Annotated in this window: 14 protein-coding genes and 1 riboswitch; of the genes, 11 read left to right on the top strand and 3 right to left on the bottom strand. The window is 75.5% G+C overall.

Going from position 1 to position 15173, the window contains the following annotated elements; genetic code table 11:
• The first annotated feature begins 98 nt into the window (after positions 1-98).
• The 7 genes from BJF86_RS08180 to BJF86_RS08155 all read left to right on the top strand — a co-directional run bounded on the left by BJF86_RS08180 (position 99) and on the right by BJF86_RS08155 (position 7505).
• On the top strand, positions 99-1229 hold the full coding sequence (locus tag BJF86_RS08180) for a glycosyltransferase (protein ID WP_075818039.1): 1131 nt from the start codon (positions 99-101) through the stop codon (positions 1227-1229).
• Positions 1226-2353 carry a glycosyltransferase gene (locus BJF86_RS08175; protein ID WP_075818037.1) on the top strand — a complete coding sequence of 376 codons (1128 nt, stop codon included), beginning with the start codon at positions 1226-1228 and terminating at the stop codon, positions 2351-2353. The genes BJF86_RS08180 and BJF86_RS08175 overlap by 4 nt, the downstream gene beginning before the upstream one ends.
• Positions 2338-3189 carry a galactosyltransferase-related protein gene (locus tag BJF86_RS08170; protein WP_202817327.1) on the top strand — a complete coding sequence of 284 codons (852 nt, stop codon included), beginning with the start codon at positions 2338-2340 and terminating at the stop codon, positions 3187-3189. The genes BJF86_RS08175 and BJF86_RS08170 overlap by 16 nt, the downstream gene beginning before the upstream one ends.
• A gap of 4 nt (positions 3190-3193) precedes the next feature.
• Positions 3194-3709: a hypothetical protein gene (locus tag BJF86_RS17935; RefSeq protein ID WP_083652831.1), complete on the top strand. Its 516-nt coding sequence runs from the start codon at positions 3194-3196 to the stop codon at positions 3707-3709.
• Between the two features lie 282 nt (positions 3710-3991).
• Positions 3992-4312 (top strand): hypothetical protein, encoded by a 321-nt coding sequence (locus BJF86_RS18165; RefSeq protein WP_083652829.1) that lies wholly within the window; start codon positions 3992-3994, stop codon positions 4310-4312.
• Complete coding sequence (locus BJF86_RS08160; protein WP_075811363.1) at positions 4309-5229, top strand: WcbI family polysaccharide biosynthesis putative acetyltransferase; 921 nt, start codon at positions 4309-4311, stop codon at positions 5227-5229. The genes BJF86_RS18165 and BJF86_RS08160 overlap by 4 nt, the downstream gene beginning before the upstream one ends.
• Entirely contained in the window at positions 5217-7505 is a 2289-nt protein-coding gene (locus BJF86_RS08155) for a glycosyltransferase (RefSeq protein WP_075818035.1), read from the top strand. Before BJF86_RS08160 ends, BJF86_RS08155 begins: the two co-directional genes overlap by 13 nt.
• A gap of 89 nt (positions 7506-7594) precedes the next feature.
• Here BJF86_RS08155 and BJF86_RS08150 read toward each other — a convergent pair whose 3' ends face one another.
• The 3 genes from BJF86_RS08150 to BJF86_RS17930 form a co-directional block, all read right to left on the bottom strand.
• On the bottom strand, positions 7595-8398 hold the full coding sequence (locus tag BJF86_RS08150) for an HAD-IIB family hydrolase (RefSeq protein WP_075818033.1): 804 nt from the start codon (positions 8396-8398) through the stop codon (positions 7595-7597).
• Positions 8395-9567: a thiamine ABC transporter substrate binding subunit gene (locus BJF86_RS08145; protein WP_075818031.1), complete on the bottom strand. Its 1173-nt coding sequence runs from the start codon at positions 9565-9567 to the stop codon at positions 8395-8397. The genes BJF86_RS08150 and BJF86_RS08145 overlap by 4 nt, the downstream gene beginning before the upstream one ends.
• Before the next feature lie 2 nt (positions 9568-9569).
• A riboswitch (TPP riboswitch) is annotated at positions 9570-9674 on the bottom strand.
• Complete coding sequence (locus tag BJF86_RS17930) at positions 9644-9898, bottom strand: hypothetical protein (protein WP_158068397.1); 255 nt, start codon at positions 9896-9898, stop codon at positions 9644-9646. (Overlaps the previous riboswitch by 31 nt.)
• Before the next feature lie 167 nt (positions 9899-10065).
• On the opposite strand from BJF86_RS17930, the gene BJF86_RS08140 reads away from it, so the two are divergent.
• The 4 genes from BJF86_RS08140 to BJF86_RS16930 all read left to right on the top strand — a co-directional run bounded on the left by BJF86_RS08140 (position 10066) and on the right by BJF86_RS16930 (position 15173).
• Positions 10066-10347, top strand: a complete 282-nt coding sequence (locus BJF86_RS08140; RefSeq protein ID WP_075818029.1) for a DUF4235 domain-containing protein — start codon at positions 10066-10068, stop codon at positions 10345-10347.
• Between the two features lie 175 nt (positions 10348-10522).
• Complete coding sequence (locus tag BJF86_RS08135; RefSeq protein WP_237768137.1) at positions 10523-12340, top strand: polysaccharide biosynthesis protein; 1818 nt, start codon at positions 10523-10525, stop codon at positions 12338-12340.
• On the top strand, positions 12337-13221 hold the full coding sequence (locus BJF86_RS08130; RefSeq protein WP_075818027.1) for a hypothetical protein: 885 nt from the start codon (positions 12337-12339) through the stop codon (positions 13219-13221). Before BJF86_RS08135 ends, BJF86_RS08130 begins: the two co-directional genes overlap by 4 nt.
• Complete coding sequence (locus BJF86_RS16930; RefSeq protein WP_143553757.1) at positions 13218-15173, top strand: glycosyltransferase; 1956 nt, start codon at positions 13218-13220, stop codon at positions 15171-15173. The genes BJF86_RS08130 and BJF86_RS16930 overlap by 4 nt, the downstream gene beginning before the upstream one ends.

Raw genomic sequence — 15173 nt, 5'->3', positions numbered from 1 at the left:
ACCTAGGGTGTCGCTGGTGCGCCGCGCGGGACCCGCCGGGCGCCGTCCGGGTCGACCCCTCGTCCCGCCCGCGCCGTAACCGTTAAGGAGGACCACCGGTGCACGTCGTCGTCGTCGCCCACACGCGCCACCCCATCTCCCAACCCTTCGCGGGCGGGCTGGAGTCGGTGACGTGGCACCTGGCCCGCGGCCTGGTGGCGCGCGGTCACCGGGTGAGCGTCTTCGCCGACCGGCACAGCGATCCCATCCCCGGCGTGGACTACCTGTGGCCGGACCGGCTCGAGCTGTCCGAGGCGGCCCGGCGGGACGTGTCGATGCCGGAGGAGGGCTGGATGGAGCGTCATCACGCCTATCTCCAGCTCATGCTGCACCTGGCGCGGCGCACCGATGTCGACCTGGTCCACACGCACGCACTGCACCACCTTCCGGCGGCGATGGCGCCGACCCTGGGCGTGCCCACCGTGCTGACGCTGCACACACCGCCCACGCCCTGGCTGGAGTCGGCCATCGCCATCGCCGGCACCGCTCCCCGCCGCGACCGCCTGCACGTCACCGCGGTGAGCCGGTGGACGGCGGCGGCCTGGCGCCACGTCACTCCGGCCCGCGTGGTGCGCAACGGGGTGGACGTGCGGGAGTGGACACCAGGGCCGGGGGGCCCGGGCCTGGTGTGGTCCGGCCGCATCGTCCCGGAGAAGGCGCCGCACCTGGCGGCCCGGATCGCCCGCCGCGCGGGCCTGCCGTTGACCATCGCCGGTCCGGTCAGCGACGAGGACTACGCCCGGGAGATGCTGTGGCCCTGGTGCGGGCGGGACGGCGGGGTGAGCTATGCCGGGCACCTCCCGACGGCCGAGCTGGCCCGCCTCGTCGGCCGCAGCGCGGCCCTGCTCGTGACGCCCGCCTGGGACGAGCCCTTCGGGCTGGTCGCCGCCGAGGCGCTCGCCTGCGGCACCCCCGTGCTGGGCTTCGCCCGGGGCGGGCTGCCCGAGGTGGTCGGACCCGGCGTGGGTCGGCTGGTCCCCCCGGCGGACGACGCGACCCTCGTGGAGCAGGCCGCGGCGCTGGTCCCTGACGTGGTGCGGCTCCCCCGCGCCAGGGCCCGGGCGCACGCGGTCGCCCACCACTCGATGGACCGCATGGTCGAGGACTACCTCGGCGTCTACGACGACGTGCTCGCGGCCGCACCACCCCGCCCCCTGGGTGCGGCGGTCGGCCCGGCGGCCGCGCGGTGATCGGCTACTACCTGCACCACGTCGGGCAGGGACACCGGCGCCGCGGCACGGCGGTGGCGCGGTTGCTGCGGACCGAGGTGGTCGGGCTGGGCTCGGGTGGGCCGCCCGCGGGCTGGCCCGGTGACTGGGTCGAGCTGGAGCGCGACGACCAGCCCCCGGTGGACCCGCGACTCTCGCAGCCGGAGGCCGGGGGTGCCCTGCACTGGGTGCCGCTGCACCATCCCGGTCTGGCCAGGCGTCACCATCAGGTCGCCCGGTGGCTGGACCGCGCCCGTCCTGACCTCGTCGTGGTCGACGTGTCGGTGGAGATCGCCGTGCTCGTGCGGCTGTGCGGCGTGCCGGTCGTGCTGGGCGGTATGCCCGGGGACCGCGAGGACCAGCCGCACCGCCTCGCGCGATCCCTCGCCGAGGCCGTCCTGGCGCCGTGGCCGCCGGGCGCTCACGGGGACGGCGCTGCGAGCGGGCCGGCGCCCAGGACGTGGGAGGTCGGGGGCATCAGCGCCCTCGCGGTCGCCGGTGGCGCGCCCGGTGAGGGCTCGGCGCGGCCAGGGACCGGGCAGGGCGAGCCGGGTGCGCTCCCCGCCGGGAGCGGGCAGGGTGCCACGGGCGCGGTCGATCCGGGGCGGGGCCCGCTGGGCGCGGTCGATCCGAGACGGGGCGGGGTCCTGGTCGTCTGGGGCTCGGGCGGCGCCGGACCCGATGAGCACGACCTCGAGGCGGCACGGGCCAGCACCGGCCGGCGCTGGCTGGTCCGGGGCGGTGACCACCCGCCCTCCCCCGACCTCCTCGCGGAGATGCGGGCCGCCGAGGTCGTCGTGTGCCACGCCGGGCAGGGTGCGGTGGCCGATGTCGCGCTGGCAGGGCGCCCCGCCGTCGTCCTCGCCCAACCCCGGCCGCACGGCGAGCAGGAGGCCACGGCGCGCGCGCTGGAGCGCCGCGGCCTGGCCGCGACCGCCTCCGGGTGGCCGGCCGCCGAGGCCTGGCCCGGTCTGCTCGACCGCGCGCTGGCGACCGGTGGCGAGGGGTGGTCGGCCTGGGGGTCGCAGCAGGGCGCCGCCCGCGCGGCGCAATGCCTCGACGAGGCCGCCGCCCGGCTGCAGGAGCAGCGGTGCTGGCCGTCCTGACCCTCGCCCACGGCCGTCACGACCACCTGCGGGCCCAGGTGGCCGGGCTGGCGGCCGGGGTGCGCCGACCGGACCTGCACGTGGTGGTCGCGATGGACGACCCTGCCGTGGCGCAGGTCGCCCACCGGGCGTGGCGGGCGGCCGGCGACCCTGTCCCGGTGCTGGTGGAGCCGCTCGCGGCCGACCCGCTCGGCCTGCCCCTCGCCGCGGCGCGCAACGCCGCCGCCCGGGTGGCCACCGCCGCGGGCGCCGACCGGCTCGTCTTCCTCGACGTCGACTGCATACCCGGCCCCACCACGCTGACCACGTATGCCCGCCACCTCCACCCGAGCCCCTCCCGCCCGTCCCCGGCGGTGCTGGGCGCCGACGTGGCCTACCTGCCGCCCCGGCAGCCCGGGTGCGGCGGCTGGGAGCACCAGCTGCACCGGCTCGCCGAGGTCGGCGTGCACCGTCCCGACCGGGTGCGACCGGCACCCGGGGAGACCCGGGCCGAGCCGGACCTCACGAGGTTCTGGTCGCTGAGCTTCGCCCTCACCGCCGCCGACTTCGCCCGCACCGGAGGCTTCTGCCCGCTCTTCGTCGGCTACGGCGGCGAGGACACCGACTTCGCCCAGGTCGTCGGCTCCCTCGGGGGCAGCCTCACCTGGGTGGGGGCGCGACGGCATACCACCAGCACCACCCCACCCGGACGCCGCCGGTCGACCATGTCGAGGCGGTGGTGCGCAACGCCGGCGTCTTCGCCGACCGGTGGGGGTGGTGGCCGATGCTGGGGTGGCTGGAGCAGCTGCGCGAGCGCGGTCTCGCGGCTCCCGACGGCGACGGGCGATGGCAGGTGACCCGGTGACCATCCGGGTCCGGCAGATCCCGGCCGGGCACGCCTACGTCGCCGCCCTCCTGCCCGTCCGCCCCGACCCCCGCACCGAGCCCGCCGTGGTGCACCTGCCGGACCCGCCGGTGCCCGGCGCACCTCCCGGCCAGTGGTGGCCGCACCCCGCCCTCGACCCGGCCTGGTTGCGGGAGCACGCCGGCGAGCAGGACCTGGTGCACGTCCACTTCGGGCTGGAGGGCCAGGACACCGCCCGGCTCCGGACCTGGCTGGAGATGCTGCGCGAGCAGCGCCTGCCGCTGGTGCACACCGTCCACGACCTGGACCACCCCCAGCTGCGGGACCAGCGGCGGCACCGCGAGCACCTGGAGCTGCTCGTCGAGCACGCCGCCGGGCTGCTCACCCTCACCGAGGGGCCGCCGAGGTGGTGCAGCGGACCCTGGGGCGACGACCGCTCGTCGTGCCGCACCCGCACGTCGCCCCGCTGCCCCTGGTCGGCCGGCCCCGGCCGGCCCGGTCCGGGCCGCTGACGGTCGGGCTGCACCTGAAGTCGCTGCGCGCCAACCTGGCCCCGCTGCGCTCGCTGCCCGCCCTGGCCGCCGCGGTGCGGGAGGTCGACTCCGTGCTCCCGTCGGCGCCCGGCTCGAGGTGCGCGCCCACCCCGAGGTGCTGGACCCGGACCGGCCCGGTCACGACCGCCGGGTGGTGGGGCTGCTCACCGAGCTGGGTGGGCCGGCCTGGGGGGTCGTCGACGTCCGGGTCGCCCGCGGCTGCCGGACGACCAGCTCTGGGACTACCTGCGCGGTCTGGACGTGTCCGTGCTGCCCTATGCCTGGGCCACCCACTCCGGCTGGGTCGAGGCCTGCCGCGACCTGGGGACCTGGGTGCTGGCGCCCGAGGTCGGGCACCTGCGCGAGCAGGGGGGCGTGCTGTCGTGGGGTCCGGCGTCCCGGCCGCCGGACCCGGGCCGGCTGGCCCAGCTGCTGCTGCGCGCCGCGGGGTCCCCGCCGCCCCGCGTGGACCGGGAGGAGCGGGTGAGACAGCGGGACGCAGGTGCCGCGTTGCATACTGCGGTGTATGCGGCGGTGCTCTCGGGCCGCCGGGTCGATGCGGAGACGGAGGGCGTGCCGTGAGCGATGAGGGCCGACGCCGGCACTACGGCGTCTTCTACGGGATCGACCCCCTGCCCGACGAGGGACTGCCCCTCCTGGCGGTCCACGGCAACTGCCAGGCGGAGGCGCTGCGCGTGGCGGTGGGCACCTCGGGCCGGGTCAGCGGGGTCCGGCTGCCCCCGGTGCACGAGCTGGTGGAGTCCGACCTGCCGCACCTGTGGCGCCTCCTCGAGCGGCTCGACGTGCTGGTGGCCCAGCCGGTCGGCGCGGACTACCACGGTATGCCGCTGGGCACCGCACAGGTGGCCACGCGGCTGCCGGAGGGGGCCCGGGTGGTCCGGGTCGCCAACTACTTCTCCGAGGCGCTCTACCCCGAGCAGGTGCTGGTCCGGCACGAGGACGAGGAGGTGGTCGACCCGCCGGTCGTGCCCTACCACGACGTGCGCAGGCTGGGTCTGGCTGCCGGCTGGAGCGGCCCGGCCACGCTCCCCGCCGAGGCGGTGCGGCAGGTCGCGGCGGACTCCGGCGCCGAGCTCCGCCGGCGCGAGCAGGCGGAGGGCACGCTGCCGGTGAGCGACCTGGTCGCCGAGGCCGGGGCACGGGCCGGGTGGACGGTCGACCACCCCGGCAACGAGGTGCTCCTCGGGCTGGCCCAGCGCGTCGTGGACGACATCGGAGGAGACACACCCCGCGCCCGGGTCTCGGACCCGGGCCGGGTGCTGCTGTCCTCGGTGCGCACCCCGCTGCGCGCCGAGGTGCTGCAGGCCCTGGGGCTGCCGGGTGAGCCACGCGAGCACTGGCTGGTGGACGGCGAGGAGGTCACGGACGAGGAGGTGGCGCAGGCGCACCTGGAGTTCTACGCCCGGCATCCGCGCGTCGTCGAGGTCGGCCTGGCCAAGAAGGGTGCCCGCCTCGCGGCGCTGGGATGGCGCCCCTGACCCTGGCCCACCTCGTGCCCGGCCCGGCCGAGCACGGCGTGGTGCGGCACGGGGTGACGCTGCACCCGCACCTGGGCGATGCCGAGCTGCTGCGGCCCGGCACGCTGGAGGACCTGCCCGAGGGTGCGCTGGCCGGCAGGACGGTGCTGGCCCAGGTGACCGACCGGCTGCTGGCGAGGCAGCCCGCCGGGGCTCTCCCCGCGTGGCGCCGTGCCTGCGCCGGCGCGGCACGGGTCACGGTCGTGCTGCACGACCTGCCGCAGGCCAGCGACGGGCGGTGGCGCTCCGACCGGGTGCGGCTCTATGCCGCGCTCGCCGCCGGGACCGACGCGGTCGTCGTGGCCAGCGAGCACGAGCGGCTGCTGCTGCGCGCCGCCGTCCGGCACGCCCGGGGCGGCCTGGTGGCCGACGCCGTGGACCGCCGCACCCACGTGGTCCCGCTGCCGGTCGACCCGCTGCCGGGCGCGGTCACGCCGGACCGCCCTCCGGTCGAGCCGCGGGCAGGCGGACCGCGCAGCGTGGTGACCCTGGGCTACCTCTATCCGGGCAAGGGCCTGGAGCAGGTGATCGACGCGACGGCGGCCGCGGCGCGGGAGCCGGCGCTCCGGCACGTGCCGGTGGTCGGACGCAACCTGGGGCGGGCATCCCGCGGCCACGAGGACCTTCCCGACCTGCTGGCGGACCGCGCCCGGCGGGCGGGGGTGTCCTGGTCGACGACCGGGTGGGTGGCGGACGAGGCGCTGCCCGGCCTGCTGGCCGCGGCGACGGTGCCGGTGGCCGGGCACCAGCACGTGTCCGCCTCCGGGTCCATCGCCACCTGGCTGGCGGCGGGCAGGCGACCCCTGGTGCTCCGCTCGCGCTACACCAGCGAGCTGGCGCACCGGCTGCCGGGCGCGGTGCAGCTCGTCGAGCCGGGAGGGCTGGCGCGGGCGGTGACCACGGCGCTGCTCGACCCCGACCTCACCTGGCTGGGCGAGGGGGTCACCCTGGGTCCGTCCTCGCCGGAGGCGGCGCGGGCGGTGCGGGAGGTGGCCGACCGTCCCGCGTGCACGGTGGTCGTCCCCTACTACCGCGACCAGCCGATGCTCGATCTCGTCCTGGCCCGGCTGGACGCCCAGCGCGGGGTCCTCGGGGGGCTGGAGGTGGTGGTCGCCGACGACGGCTCCCCCACCGAGCCGGTCATCGGCCCGATGCGGCTGCCGGTCACCGTCGTCCGGCAGCCGGACCTCGGCTTCCGCCTGGCCGCCGCACGCAACCTCGGTGCCTCCCGGGCGCAGGGCCGGGTGATCGTCTTCCTCGACGGCGACACCGCGCCGGAGGACGACTACGTGGCGACGCTGCAGCGCGCCTGCCTGGAGGGCCCGACCCTCGCGGTGGGGCGTCGGCGGCACGCCCGGCTCGGCGGCGCCGGGACGGACCAGGACTGGCCGCCGTCGGCGTGCCTGACCGAGCCCGGGTGGCTGCGTGAGGGGTATGCCGCGACCCGCGACCTCCGGGATGCCGACGACACCTCATTCCGCTACGTGATCGGGGCGGTCAGCGCGATCTCCCGGGACGTCTTCGAGGCGGTGGGCGGCTACGACGAGACGCTGACCGGCTACGGCGGGGAGGACTGGGACCTGGCCTGGCGGGCCTGGCTCACCGGGGCGCGGCTGCGCCACCAGCCGGCTGCCCTCGCCTGGCACGACGGTCCCGACCTGGCGGGGCGACACGAGGGCGACGCCGCGGGGATCGCGCGGCTGAAGAACGCCGAGACCGCCGCGCTGGCCGAGCGCATACCCCACCCGCTCGTCCGTGGTCGTGGGTGGCACCACACCCAGCCCGACGTCGTCGCCGTCCTGGGACCGGGGTGCGCCTCGTGGTCCCCCGGCCAGGTCGTCGTCGTCGTGGAGGCGCTGCTGCGGCTGGGCGACCTCGGGGTCTGGGTGCCGCACCCGGCCCCGGTGCCGCCGGACCCCCGGGTGCACCGAGGGGACCCACCCGGACGGGTGCTCGCCCGCTGCCGCGCCGTGGTGGAGGTGACCCGCCCCGAGGCGGTGCTGCGGCTGCCCTGGCCGCCCGGTCCGGCGCACCTCACGCTCGACGCGCCCCCCGGGGCGGATCTCGACGACGCCGGGGACAGCCGGGACAGCGGGGTGTGGGTGCGCTCGACCCGGCGCGAGGGTGAGGCCCGGTGGGAGGGGGCACCGGCGCCCACCCTCGGCCTCCCCGGCCGCTGGGTGGAGCCGGTGCCCGCCGACGTGGTCGTCGAGCACTGGCGGCAGCGGCACCCCTGAGCGTGGCGGGCTCGGATCGCCCGGTGCCGGGGGCGTGCTCGGGGCGTGCCGGCGCCGGGGGCCGTGCCGGTGAGCAGCGACCCGCACGGTCAGGCGCGGCCGGGCGCCGTCCCACGCAGCCGCTGCAGGAGCTCGCGCAGCACCTGCACGGTCTCGTGGTGGTCGGCGACGGGCCGGGCCTGGACCCCGAGCCGCAGCACGGGGTAGTCGTTGCCCAGCGGGTCCAGCCGGTCGCCGACGAAGAGCACCTCGCGAGGGTCGGCGCCGACCTCGCGGGCGAAGCGACCGACGCCGTAGGCCTTGTCGACCCCACGCTCGGTGAGGTCGACCGAGGTCGAGCCCCCGACGCGGACCTCGAGGTCGGGCAGCCGCTGCGCCAGGTGACGGGCGAGCAGGCCGCGGCGGGCGCCGTCGGGGTCCCACGCCTGCTTGTCGGCGATGGCGGCCTGCTGCCCCAGCGCCGAGAAGGTCACCTGCGACCCCCTGTCCTCGATGCGTGCCCCTGTCACGCGGTCCTCGGGCTCCCACAACCCGAGCTCGCGCGCCGTCTCCTCCACGACGTGCACGGCCCGACGCCGCCGGGCGGGGTCCAGCTCACGGCTCTCGACCAGGACCCAGTCCGCCGCCCCGGCGGCGCGACGGTAGTACCTCGTCCCACAGGTCGGCATGAGGTGCAGACCGCCCCAGCCGGTGGCCGGGGTCGGCAGCCGGGCCAGCAGCTGCTCGCGGAACTGCTCGAAGCTGCCGCCGGAGATCACGCAGACCGGCACCACCGCGGTCAGCTCGCTGAGCGCGGTGGCGGTGACCTCGGGGACGGGCGACTTGGAGGGGGCGAGGGTGTCGTCGAGGTCGAAGGCCACGGCCCGTACGGCCGGCGACCCCGAGCCGCTCACCCGGTGGCGATGTCGGCCCACTCCCGCAGCCAGGTCTCTCGCTCGGCCTCGATCTGCCCGGGGGCGACCACGATCGGGTCCTCGGCGACCTGCGCCCACTGGGCCCACAGCTCGGGCAGCTCGACCTCGTCGTCGACGGGAAAGACATACATCGCGTCGGGGATGGCCGCCTGCACCGCCGGGCTGACCAGCCAGTCGACGACCGCCTGCGCACCCTCGGGGTTGTCCGTGCCGGCGAGGACACCGGCATACTCCACCTGGCGGAAGCAGGTGTCGAGCAGTGCCCGGGTGGTCGGCTCGACGCCACCCTCGGGGATGGTGAAGGGTGGGCTCGAGGCATACGACAGCACGATCGGGCGGTCGCCGTCGCCGCCGCCGGCGGTGAAGTCGACCGTGTAGGCGTCGGTCCAGCCGCTCGTGACCTTGGTCCCGTTGGCCATGAGGTCGCTCCAGTAGCCCTGCCACTCCCCCGGGCCGAACTCGCCGATCGTCGCCAGCAGGAAGGCCATGCCCGGGCTGGAGGTGCTCGCGCCCGGGGTGACGAAGAGGTCCTCGTACTGCTCCTCGGTCAGGTCGGTCAGCGTCTCCGGCGGCTCGATGCCCTCGTTCGCGAACCACGCGGTGTCGATGTTGACGCAGACGTCGCCGTAGTCGACGGGGGTGAGGTATGCCTGGCCCCCCTCGGTGAGGTCGTGCTCGGTGGCCGACTCCGGCAGCGCGTCGGGCCGGTAGGCCTGCAGCGCCTCGGCCGCGACGACCCGGCTGGCGAAGGTGGTGTCGATGCCGAAGACGACGTCGGCGGTGGGATTGCCGGCGGTCAGCACGACCTGGTTGGCCATTTGCCCGGCGTCGCCGGCCAGCTGGATCTCCAGGTCGTAGCCGGTGTCGGCCTCGAAGGCGGAGACCAGGTCATCCGGCAGCGTGAACGAGTCGTGGGCGGCTAGCACCACGGTGCCGGTGTCGGCCGGGGTGGGCGCCGCAGCGGTCTCGTCCCCGGCGTCGGCGGTGCCGGTCGGGCCCGGGTCGGCCGCCTCGGTGCTCCCGGTGGGCTCGTCCTCCCCGCCCCCGCCGCCGGTGAGCGTGCAGGAGGCCAGGGTCACGGTGGTGGCCGCAAGGACCAGGGTGGAGGTGATCCGTCGGCTGCGTGTGCGTGTCGTTGACGCGGTCATGGCGATGCTCCTCATCGACTTCCTTCGCCGGTGCTAGCCGGTGCAGGTTCGAGGGTCTGCGGCGGGTGCCGCACTCTCAGCGCTCGGGCGCTCCCCTGTCGTGGTCGTCGCCGACACTATCACCGTCGTCCCGGTCGTCCCCGTCCCTGCCTTCCCCGCTGTCCCCCTGCTCCCCGCCGTCCCCGTGCTCCTCGTCGCGCTCCGGAGGACCGAGCACCACGTCCATACCGCGCAGCGTGCCCCGGGCACTGCCGAAGAAGACGGCCAGGGCGGCGACGGCGAGCAGGATCCACAGGAGGAGGACGGCCCAGGCCGGCAGCTTGAACGGCATGGCTCGGCGGTCTACCTCTCCGGTGGGGACGCTGGGTCGGGGGCGAAGAAGCCCACCCCCGGCAACGCCGCCAGGGGATGAAAGCGCTTACACGATAGCAAGAAAGCCGCGAGAGGCGAGTTCACCCCACAGGGTGAGTCCGGTGGTCGTGTGGCAGGATTCGGGTCATGGGTAATCTCGTCGCCAAAGCCATGACCGTCGGCGCCGTCCTGGCGGCCAGCTCCATCGCGCGCAAGGTCACCGACGGCACCTGGAAGTTCGTCACGGGCAACGACTCCCCGACCAACCCGGAGGACCCGGACATCGACTTCAAGGAGGCCGTGGCCTTCGCGGTGCTCTCCGGCGCGCTGGTCGGGCTGGCGCGGATGCTGGCCAACCGGGAGTCGACCAAGGTGATCGCCAAGGCGAGCGGCAAGAGCCCCGAGCAGATCGCCGACGAGACGAACTGACCGGAAGGTCAAGAATTCGTCAAGGGGAAAAGCCGCCCCTCCAGCGCGTGATTGCGTGACCTGACGCGCATTCTCGGCACATTTCTGACCTGCGGTCTTGCGTTTCCGGCGAGCACGGGCCATTCTTGTCTCTGCCCATTTCTCGCCCGCCGATCCTTCTCCCTCCAGGACGCACGTGAGCCCACGTCCCCGCCGCATCCCGGATGCGCTCAAACGCGTGCTCTGGGCGCTCGGGGACGGCGCCGTCTGGGCGCTGGCGATCATCGCCATGACGTGGATCCGGTTCCAGTACGACCTGAGTCGCGCCTTCGTCACCGACACGTGGATCGTCGCCGGTGCCGCCGCGGCCATCCACCTCACGCTCGGCATGCTGTTCGGGCCCTACCTCATCAAGCACATCCGCGGGTCCTTCGAGGAGGTCACGGCGGTCTGCCGGGCCGCCCTCCTCACCGCCCTGGTGCTGAGCGTGTGGGCGATCTGGCTGCAGCCCTACGTCGTGCCGCGCTCGGTGCCCACGGTGGGTGCCGCGGTGGCGATGTCCCTCATGCTGGCCTCGCGCTTCGTGGTGCGCTCCTACCGCGCCCGGGCCGCGGTGCGCCGGGAGGTCGACCACAACGCGATCATCTACGGCGCCGGCGTGCTCGGTCGCCGCCTGGTCGCCAACATGCTGCAGGACGACACCTCGCCGTTCCGCCCCGTGGCCTTCCTCGACGACGACCGCAGCAAGCGCAAGCTGCGGATCGACGGGATCCGGGTGCGCGGCGGCTTGAATGCCATCGCCAAGGTGGCCCAGAAGTACGAGGCGACGCACCTCATCGTGGCGATCCCGCGCGCCGAGGCGACCCTGATGCGAGCGGTCAACGACCTGGCTGGTCAGACGGGGCTCACGGTCAAGGTGCTGCCCAACCTCGACCGGCTGCTGGACGCCGACCCGCACGCCGACGACCTGCGCGACATCGACCTCGAGGACCTCCTGGGGCGTCGGCGCACCGAGCTGGACCAGGCCGCCATCGCCGACCACCTCACCGGCAAGGTCGTGCTGGTGACCGGCGCCGGCGGCTCGATCGGGTCCGAGCTGTGCCGCCAGATCTCCCGCTTCCACCCACGTCGGCTCATCGTGCTGGACCGCGACGAGTCCGCCCTGCACGCGGTGCAGCTCTCGGTCACCGGCCGCGGGCTGCTGCAGAGCGAGGACCTGGTCCTGTGCGACATCTCCGACGCCGCCATGGTGGACCGCGCCTTCGCCCAGCACCGCCCCGACGTCGTCTTCCACGCCGCCGCGCTCAAGCACCTCCCCCTGCTGCAGCGCTTCCCGCTCGAGGCCTGGCGGGTCAACATCACCGGCACCCTCAACGTGCTGCGCGCCTGCGCGGCCCACGGCGTGGGCACCTTCGTCAACATCAGCACCGACAAGGCGGCCAACCCCACCTCCGTCCTGGGCTTCACCAAGCGGGTCACCGAGCGGCTCACGGCGCACTTCGCCTTCAGCCAGCCGGGCCGCTACGTCTCGGTCCGCTTCGGCAACGTCCTCGGCTCCCGCGGCTCGGTCATCCCGATCTTCACCGAGCAGATCGAGCGCGGCGGGCCAGTCACCGTGACCCACCCGGACGTGGAGCGCTTCTTCATGCTCATCCCGGAGGCCTGCCAGCTCGTCATGCAGGCAGCCTCGCTGGGCTCGGACGGCGACGTCCTCGTGCTCGACATGGGGGTCCCGGTCCGGATCGACGACATGGCGCGCACGCTCATCGCCATGTCGGGCCGACGCGACGTGGCGATCGAGTACACCGGGCTCCGCCCCGGGGAGAAGCTGACCGAGGACCTCTTCGGCCTGGACGAGGAGCACCAGACGCGGCACCATCTGCTCTGGTCCGTCCGGGTGCCGGGCCTGGACCCGGACGAGGTGCCCTCGGGCCGCCTGTCCAGCACACCGGAGCTCATCGCCTGGCTCCGGGACCGCTCCGACCCGAGCGAGAGCGTGCTGCACCCGGCATGAGCGCAGGTGTCCTCGCGGCCCTCGTGCTCGGCGCGGCGGTCCTGACCGTGGCGGCTGCCCCGGCCCTGGCGCCCCTGCTCCGGTCCTGGGGCCTGGTCGACGTCCCGAACCACCGCTCGTCGCACCAGACACCGACGTTGCGCGGCGGCGGGCTGGCACCGCTGGCCGGGGTGCTCCTGACCGCCGTGGCGGCGTCGGCCTTCGGCGTGGCCGGCCTGCCCTGGACCGCCCTCGGCGCCTGCGCCGCCACCGCGCTCCTCGGCGTGCTCGTGGACCTGCGGGACGTCTCGCCGCTGGTGCGAATCGTGGCCCTGCTCCTGCTCGGCGCGGTGCTCGGGTCCGTCGTCGGCAGCGTCGGGACTGCCCTGCTCGCCGCGCTCGCGCTCCCCGTGGTCGTGACCGTCGTCAACTTCATGGACGGGATCAACGGGATCACGGCACTCACCGCAGCGGCCTGGGGACTCATCGCCCTCCTGGGCGGCGTGGCCCCGGCGGCGGTGGCGCTCGGCGCGCTCACGCTGGGGGCGGGGCTCGGCTTCCTGCCGTGGAACCTCCCCCGCGCGCGCATGTTCCTCGGCGACTGCGGCAGCTACCTCGTCGGCGCGCTGCTCACCGCCGGCATCGTCCTGGAGCAGGCCGGCGGCGGCCGGCCGCTTCTCCTCGCCGCCCCGCTGCTCCCCTACCTGGTCGACACCGGGGTGACGCTGGTCCGCCGCGCCGCGCGCGGGGAGCGGCTCGTCGACGCCCACCGCGAGCATCTCTACCAGCGGCTGTCGCGCCGACCCGGCTGGGGGCATACCCCGGTCGCCGGGCTCTGGGCCGCCGCGGCTCTGCTGGTCGCCGGGATCTGGTGGCTGATCCGGCACAATGGTGCGACGTGAGCGGTTCGTCGAGGGTGCGGTCCACCGGGCTGGGCGTGGTGGTCATCCTGACCAACGTGCTCATCGTCGCCCTGGTGGCGATCGGCTTCTCCGAGCGCGGCTTTACCGGGTGGTGGGACACGCTGCGCGGTGACTGGTCCCCGCCGCAGGTGACCGACCCCTACGCCGAGGACGAGGCGCCGACCACGGCGCCCCCGACCGAGGACGACACCGATGCGGCGACCACGGCCCCGTCCACGACCGCCGAGACCACGGCCGAGCCGGAGCCGCCCTCGGTGCAGGAGCGCTACACCGACGGCGAGGACCTCGAGGTGCTGGTGCTGGGCGACCGGACGGGCACCCACGAGAACGACTGGGTGGCGGCGTGGGCGCGGCAGCTCACGAGGCAGCGCGAGGTCTACCTCACCAGCACCCAGGAGGCCGACCCGACCCGCTACGGCGACACCGCCAGCGTGGGCGGCGACGGCGCCACCGTCACCATCGACAACGCCAGCCTGGTCGAGGGCACCCCGGAGTATGCCGCGGCCCGGCTCGACCTCTTCGTGCGTGACGACCCGGACCTCGTGCTCGTGAGCTTCGGCCGGGCCAACACGCCGGAGGACCTGCCCGAGCAGCTCGGCGCGCTGCAGGAGGAGCTGGAGGAGGCGCTGCCGGGCGCGGAGGTGCGCTTCGTCGTGCAGCCGCCGCGTCGCGACGGGCAGCCACAGGTGACCGAGGCGGTGCGGGACTGGGCCGACGACGCCGACGCGGAGATCGTCGATGTCGCCCGGGTCTTCGAGGACGAGGAGATCGTCGACCTCACGGTGTCCGGCCGCGACCCCCTCAGCGTCAACATCTTCGGCGGGCAGCGGTGGGCCGAGATCGTCCAGCAGGAGGTCTTCGGCGAGCCCGCCGGCGAGGGCGAGGGCGAGAGTGCTGCTGCCGACGAGGGTGCGGGTGCGCCGGCGCCGGCCGATCCCGGCGCCACCGGGGACGAGGGAGCCGGCGCCGAGCCGCCACCTGTGGAGCCCACCGCCGCACCGGTGCTGCCCACGCAGCCACCCGTCCAGCCGACGAGCGACCCGGCCCCCTGGCAGCCCCCGGTCGTGCCCGTGGCAGCCACCGCCCGCCCCCGAGCCCACGGTCCCGCAGCCGACCGACCCGGCTCCCCCGCCGACGACCGCGCCGGAGCCGACAAACCCCGGGCCGACCGATCCCGCACCGACCGGCCCCGAGCCCACGGAGCCGGACCCGACGGAGCCCGAGCCCACCGACGGGCTGGCCGGGTCAGGCCTCGAGGACGCCTGAGCCGACGTATGCGGATCCTGCTGCTGACGCACTACTACCCCCCGGAGACGGGCCCGCCGCAGCTGCGGTGGTCCGCGCTGGTCCGCGACCTCGTCGGCGCCGGCCACGAGGTGGACGTCATCACCCCGGCCCCGCACTACCCGAGCGGCCAGCTGCTGCCCGGCGAGGACCCCGCCCAGGTCGGCCACCGGCATACCGGTGAGTACGGGGAGACGGTGCACCGGGTGCCGTTCCGCCCCTCGACCGGCACGGCCCTGTCGTTGCTGCTCGACCAGGGCGTGACCGCGGCGCACACGGTGCTCACCGGGTGGCGCCGGCGGGCGGAGCTGCGCCCGGACGTCGTCATCGCGACGGTGCCGGGCATCCCGACCGCGGCGGCGGGCCGTGCGGTCGCCACGCTGCTGCGCGCGCCCCTGGTGCTCGAGATGCGCGACGCCTGGCCAGACATCCTCGGCGGCGTCGGCGACCCGTCCGCGCCCCTGGTCCGCCGCGCGGTCCGGGGTGCGGTGCTCGGCGCCGCCCGCACCGGGGTCACCGTGCTGCAGCGCTCGGCCGACCTCGTCGTCACCACGACCGACAGCTTCGGCGCGGCGCTGCGCGAGCGCGGGGTCGCCCGGGTGGTCACGGTGCGCAACGCCCACCACGAGCTGCCCGGTGAGCCCTAG

The organism is Serinicoccus sp. CNJ-927 (assembly GCF_001942435.1).
GTDB lineage: Bacteria > Actinomycetota > Actinomycetes > Actinomycetales > Dermatophilaceae > Ornithinicoccus > Ornithinicoccus marinus.
Note: the sequence above shows the minus strand (reverse complement) of the source record. Positions and strands in the feature narration are given on the sequence as shown.

Excerpts from the sequence above, each read along its gene's own strand:
- BJF86_RS08155 (WP_075818035.1), top strand. The coding sequence starts at position 5,217 with ATGGCGCCCCTGACCCTGGCCCACCTCGTGCCCGGCCCGGCCGAGCAC.
- BJF86_RS08145 (WP_075818031.1), bottom strand. The coding sequence starts at position 9,567 with ATGACCGCGTCAACGACACGCACACGCAGCCGACGGATCACCTCCACC.
- BJF86_RS17930 (WP_158068397.1), bottom strand. The coding sequence starts at position 9,898 with ATGCCGTTCAAGCTGCCGGCCTGGGCCGTCCTCCTCCTGTGGATCCTG.
- BJF86_RS08140 (WP_075818029.1), top strand. The coding sequence starts at position 10,066 with ATGGGTAATCTCGTCGCCAAAGCCATGACCGTCGGCGCCGTCCTGGCG.
- BJF86_RS08130 (WP_075818027.1), top strand. The coding sequence starts at position 12,337 with ATGAGCGCAGGTGTCCTCGCGGCCCTCGTGCTCGGCGCGGCGGTCCTG.